The 6459-nt window shown below is 35.6% G+C and carries 3 protein-coding genes; all 3 read left to right on the forward strand.

The annotated features are described in order from the left end of the window. Positions 1-1289, forward strand: a 1289-nt coding sequence (locus PHC28_RS14060) for an amidase (RefSeq protein WP_300101880.1), incomplete at its 5' end; no start/stop codon positions are given. Then, a complete protein-coding gene (gene gatB/aspS, locus PHC28_RS14065; protein WP_300101882.1) occupies positions 1289-4621 on the forward strand; it encodes a bifunctional amidotransferase subunit GatB/aspartate--tRNA ligase AspS in 3333 nt (1110 codons plus the stop codon). The genes PHC28_RS14060 and gatB/aspS, both read left to right, overlap by 1 nt. Before the next feature lie 277 nt (positions 4622-4898). Beyond that, on the forward strand, positions 4899-6459 hold a 1561-nt coding region (locus PHC28_RS14070), incomplete at its 3' end, for a DNA gyrase subunit B (protein WP_300101884.1).

Genomic DNA, 6459 nt, shown 5'->3' on the forward strand with positions numbered 1-6459 from the left:
CTGTAAATGCTGTATTGGTTACTTTGGCGCTGGAATTAGCGGCTAAAGTGGATGCTAAAATTGCAAATGGAGAAACAATCGGTTTGCTGGAAGGAATTCCTTTTGGAATTAAAGATGTGTATATGGTGCAAGGAACTTACACTACAGCAAGTTCTGAGTTGTTGAAAAATTATAAATCACCTTACACCGCAACTGCCATTCAAAAATTATTGGATGCCGGTGCGATTCCATTGGTAAAAGAAAACTGCGACAGTTTTGGTCACGGTTCTTCGAGTGAAAACACCATTTTTGGAGCTGTAAAAAATGCTATCGACCCATCTTTAGTTGCCGGAGGTTCAAGCGGAGGTTCTGCGGTAAATGTGGCTAAAGAATATACTGTTTTCTCCATTGGAGGAGATACCGGAGGTTCGATTCGTCAGCCTGCGGGTTACAATCATATTTATGGTTTTAAACCAACTTACGGAAGAATTTCCAGATTTGGATTGATGGCTTATGCTTCCTCTACGGATTGTGTTGGGCCATTGGCAAAATCAATTGAAGATATCCGAATTGTGTTGAATGTAATGAGTGGTAAAGATCCAAAAGATCAAACTTCAATTACTTCAAATGAAATTAGTGAAGAAGCAATTGCAACTTCAACTGTGAAAACAATTGGGTATTTTAAAAACTTCATAGAAAGCGATGCGATCGATGCGCAGATAAAATCTGATTTTTTAGCAAGCGTCGAAAAAATAAAAGCTAAAGGAATTGAAGTGAAAGAATTAGATTTTTTTAAATCTGATATTTTGGTTTCGACTTATTATACATTAGCGATGGCGGAAACGGCTTCGAATTTATCTCGTTTAGACGGAACAAATTACGGAAATCGTATTGAAGCCGAAAATTTAATTGAAACCTATGCTGTGACACGTTCTGAAAACTTTTCAGAAGAAACAAAACGTAGAATTGTAGGAGGAAACCAGGTGCTGTCACAAGGTTTTTCAGATGAAATATATTTAAAAGGATTGGCTTTAAGAGATCAAATTTCTGAAAACTTCAGTAAGGATTTTGAAGAAGTGGATATTATTTTATCGCCAGTTACACCAAGTACGCCGCCTAAAATTGGAGACAGTTTAAAAGATCCTTTGGCTATGTATTTGTCAGATGCTTATACGGTTGGTTTTAGTTTAGGGCAATTGCCAACTTTAACTGTGCCGCAAGGAACAAGTACTGGATTGCAAATTACTGCAGCAAAAAATAATGATGAATTAGTGTTGAAGTTCGCAAACTTCTTAAAAGATACAATATAATGGAATTGGAGCAATTAACTGCGGCGATTAAAGCCCACGATTTAGAATTGGTAATCGGACTGGAAACTCACGTTCGATTGAATACCAAAACCAAGTTGTTTTGTTCTTGTCCAAATCAAGAAATAGAAACACCTAACGAAAATATATGTTCTGTTTGTACGGGACAAATGGGCGTTTTGCCTGCCTTAAATAAAGAAGCAATTACAAAAGCAATTTATTTTGGAAAAGCGGTGGATTCCTCATTTAGTAATGAAGTGATTTCTTGGGATAGAAAACATTACGAGTATCCGGATAATCCAAAAAATATACAAATAACGCAATTTCATAATCCGATAATTCCTGACGGACACGTTTCTTGTTACCGAAATGACGGTACGCAATTTACCGTGAATCTAACTCAGGTTCATATTGAAGAAGATGCCGCAAAATTGATGCACGAAAAGAAGATTTCGTTAGTCGATTTTAACAAAGCGGGTGTTCCATTGATTGAAATTGTTACTGAACCTTGCATTCGTAATATCGAAGATGCTTCGACTTATGCGCAATACATTCAACGTATTGTTCAAAACTTGGGAATCTCTGAAGCGAATTTGGAAAAAGGAGAATTCAAATCGGATGTTTCGGTGTCTTTGCGTAGAAAACATTCTTACGATTTGAATCCAAGAACGGAAATCAAAAACTTGAACTCGTTTAAGTTTATGGTGGAAGCTTTGAAAGAGGAAGTGGAGAAACAATTCAATTATTTTATTGAAAATAAAGAGTTTCGCCCTGACCAAACTACTGTGTTATGGGATGCTGATTTAAAGCAAACCAAAGTAATGCGAAAAAAAGAATTCGAAGCCGATTACCGTTTTATTTCGGAACCAGATTTACCATTTGTTAATATCAAAGCGGAGATTGACGCGATTAAAGTCGATACAAGTGCCTTGCCTTATGCGGTGGAATCGATTTTGATTAACGGTGGGGTTTTGCCACAAGACGCTAAATTTTTCACAGCAGATAAATTGCGTTCGCAAACATTTGTAGAAATCAATAGCGAAATCAAAGATCCTTCGTTTGTTGCTAAAACTTTGGCAAACAATATCAAGGCAGAAGATTACGCTGAAATTCATAGTATTGCTCATTTAACAGATATTTTCAAATTATTTAAAGCAGAAAAAATCACGGCGGTTTTAGTTCAAAATGGAATTACGGGTTATCTAAAAGATCGAACTTTTGACTACAACAAATACTTTGAAGAAAATACTATTTCAGAAGATAAGATTCAGGAAGTCATAGCTACCGTAATTTTGGAAAATGAAGCGGTTGCCAATGATATTAAAGCAGGAGACCAAGGAAAAGCTGGTATTTTAGTGGGTAAAGTTTTAGGTGTTATTGGAAAAGGAGCCAATGGAAAAATAATTCGTCAAATAATTTTGGACAAATTAGGTGCTGATGCTGTTTTAGAAAAAGAACTAACTTCAGAAAAAGTTTCTAAAGAAACGATTGCTGAGAATAAAGAAATTCAAGAAGAAACGCTTCCTGAAATTCCTATTATTATAAAAGACACGTATAGAACACATAAAATTTCACAATTATCAGAAGAAAGCATCAGTGAAGAAGTGATGTTGTCGGGTTGGGTAGCGAGTGTTCGTGATCACGGTGAATTAATGTTTATCGATTTACGTGATTCAAGTTATGAGATTTTTCAAGTGCGAATCAGTAGAGAATCATTTCCTAATATTGATGAGTTAGTGAAATTGAAACCAGAATCAGTGATTTCGGTAACTGGAATTGTGGTTGGTCGTAACGAAGATGATTACAATGCAGGATTACGTACCGGTAAAATTGAATTGGAAACTTCAGCTTTAGAAATTTTAAACTTGTCTAAAACCTTGCCTTTTGAAATTAAAAGAGCAGCAAAAACAAATGAAGCAATTCGTTTTCAATACAAGTTTTTAGATCATAGAAACGAAGAGGTACGAAGAGCGATTGTAAACCGTCATAAAGTAATTAAATTATTGCGTGACATTTTGGATGAAGAAGAATTTTTAGAAATTGAAACACCAATTTTAAGTGCAGGAACTGATGAAGGAGCGCGTGAATTTATTGTTCCTACTCGTAAAGGTTCAGGTTTGTTTTATACGCTTCCACAAGCGCCTCAGCAGTTCAAACAGATGTTGATGGTGAGTGGTTATGAGAAGTATTTCCAAATTGCGCGTTGTTTTAGAGATGAAGATTCTCGTGGAGATCGTCAGCCTGAGTTTACGCAATTGGATATGGAAATGGCTTATGGTAGTATGCAGCAAATTATAGATTTAAACACAAAAATGTTTAATGAAGTAGTGAAGAATATATATGGCAACAAGTGGATTTTGCGTCCGTTTGAAGTGATTACATACAAAGATGCAATGGATTTTTATGGTTGTGACCGACCTGATTTACGTTACGGTTTAAAAATGCAAGACATTACCGATATTGTAAAAGATACCACTTTCCAAGTTTTTTCTAAACCAATTGAAGAAGGTGGAATTGTAAAATGTATCAAAGTTTCGGCTAAAGAACAAGGAAACAAGCGTATGTCTAAAGGTCAAATTGAAAACCTTACCGCTATTGCGCAACAGCACGGTTTAGGTGGATTGGCTTATATTATTGTAAATGAAGATGAATTACAGTCGCCAATTATTAAGTTTTTAGGCGAAGACATTGCGGCTGGAATTATAAAAGCTACGAATGCTCAACTGGGTGATATTGTGTTCTTTTCGGCGGCAGATTATGCTACGGCAAATAAAGCTTTGGATGCTGTTCGTCAGGAATTAGGTAAAATTTTGCACTTAATTAATCCAAAAGAATTGCGTCCAGCTTGGGTAATTGATTTTCCAATGTTTGAAAGAACAGACGAAGGTCGGTGGACTTTTACACACAATCCGTTCTCAATGCCTGCGATTTATGATTTGCAAAAACATATGACTGGTAATGATGAAGAAATTGGAACTATCATCGCACAGCAATATGATATTATCTTAAACGGTTATGAAATAGGTGGAGGATCAGTTCGTGCGCATAAATCGGAGATTTTGGAAGCGACTTATAGAAATATGGGTTACAATAAAGAAGAAATGATGAAAAGCGTGGGAACGATGTACAAAGCTTTCCAATACGGAGCACCGCCACACGGAGGAATTGCTTGGGGAATTGATCGTTTGATGATGATTTTAGAGAAAAAAGCATCGATTAGAGAAGTGATGGCTTTTCCGAAAACTGGAACCAGTGAAGATTTATTATTCGGTGCACCTTCTCTTTTATCGGATAAAAAGGTAGAAGAAATGAATGTGAGGATTATGAGAAAATAGATTTTATCCAATTTCAATAGCAAGTTAAAAAATAATTGAAATAGTTTAATTTTTCAAATTTCCAAAATAGGCATTTTAAATGTTTGTTTTGGAAATTTGTCTTTTAGGTTAGTTTTTTTAGAAATTGATTTTCGCTATTGTCATTGGAATTGTCATTGAAATTGACATCCTTTTGTTAATAACTTACCAACTTAAAACTTGTTTTTGGACAATAAATCCTATGCGTTTCCTTATATTTGCGTGTTATACAAAAATACATTATTAGATTAAATAAAATATGAGCGAAGAAATCAAGAAGGACAATTATTCAGCAGATAGTATTCAGGCGTTAGAAGGAATGGAACACGTAAGAATGCGTCCTTCAATGTATATTGGAGATGTAGGTGTTCGAGGACTACATCATTTAGTTTATGAGGTAGTAGATAACTCTATTGATGAGGCAATGGGAGGTCATTGTGACACGATTCGGGTAGATATAAATGAAGATGGTTCTATTTCGGTAGAAGATAATGGACGTGGTATTCCAGTTGGTATTCACAAGAAAGAAGGAGTTTCGGCGCTTGAAGTTGTAATGACTAAAATTGGTGCAGGAGGTAAATTTGATAAAGACTCCTATAAAGTTTCTGGAGGGCTTCACGGTGTTGGGGTTTCTGTAGTAAATGCTTTGTCTAAACATTTGAGAGCTACGGTTCATAGTAGTGATGGTAAGGTTTACGAGCAAGAATATGAAAGAGGAAAAGCATTATATCCTGTAAAGCAAATTGGAGAAACGACTAAAAGAGGAACCATCGTAACTTTTTATCCAGATCCAATAATTTTTACTCAAACAGTTGATTTTACTTATGATACTTTATCGTCTAGAATGCGTGAATTGTCTTTCCTTAACAAAGGAATTACAATTACTTTTACGGATAAAAGAGAAGTAGATAAAGATGGAAATTTTGCTTCAGAAATTTTTCATTCTGATGAAGGTTTAAAAGAATATGTTCGTTATTTGGATGCTAATAGAGAGCCAATTATTTCTCATGTAATCTCAATGAATTCTGAAAAAGGAGAAATTCCTGTTGAGGTAGCATTGATTTACAACACAAGCTACACCGAAAATATTTTTGCTTACGTAAATAATATCAATACTCACGAAGGAGGAACCCATTTACAAGGTTTTAGAACTGGTTTAACCAGAGCATTGAAAAAATATGCAGATGCCTCTGGAATGTTAGAAAAATTGAAGTTCGAAATTGCTGGAGACGATTTTCGTGAAGGTCTTACAGCTATTATTTCGGTAAAAGTTTCTGAGCCGCAATTTGAAGGTCAAACTAAAACTAAATTAGGAAATAGAGAAGTAGTTGCGCCAGTAAGTCAGGCGGTGAGTGAAATGGTCGAAAATTATTTGGAAGAAAATCCAAATGACGCTCGAATCATTGTTCAAAAAGTAATTTTGGCTGCTCAAGCCCGTCACGCTGCTAAAAAAGCGCGTGAAATGGTACAACGCAAAACCGTAATGGGTGGTGGTGGATTGCCAGGAAAATTGTCAGATTGTTCGGAACAAGATCCTGAAAAATGCGAAGTATATCTTGTCGAGGGAGATTCGGCAGGTGGAACGGCAAAACAAGGTCGTGACCGTGCATTTCAAGCAATTTTGCCTTTAAGAGGTAAGATTTTGAATGTGGAGAAAGCAATGCATCACAAAGTTTTTGAAAACGAAGAAATTAGAAATATTTTTACTGCACTTGGTGTAACTGTTGGAACTGAAGATGATAGTAAAGCATTGAATATTTCAAAATTAAGATACCATAAAGTGATTATTATGTGTGATGCCGATGTCGATGGTAGTCACA

It is taken from the genome of Flavobacterium sp. (assembly GCF_028712645.1).
GTDB lineage: Bacteria > Bacteroidota > Bacteroidia > Flavobacteriales > Flavobacteriaceae > Flavobacterium.

Excerpts from the sequence above, each read along its gene's own strand:
- gatB/aspS (WP_300101882.1), top strand. The coding sequence starts at position 1,289 with ATGGAATTGGAGCAATTAACTGCGGCGATTAAAGCCCACGATTTAGAA.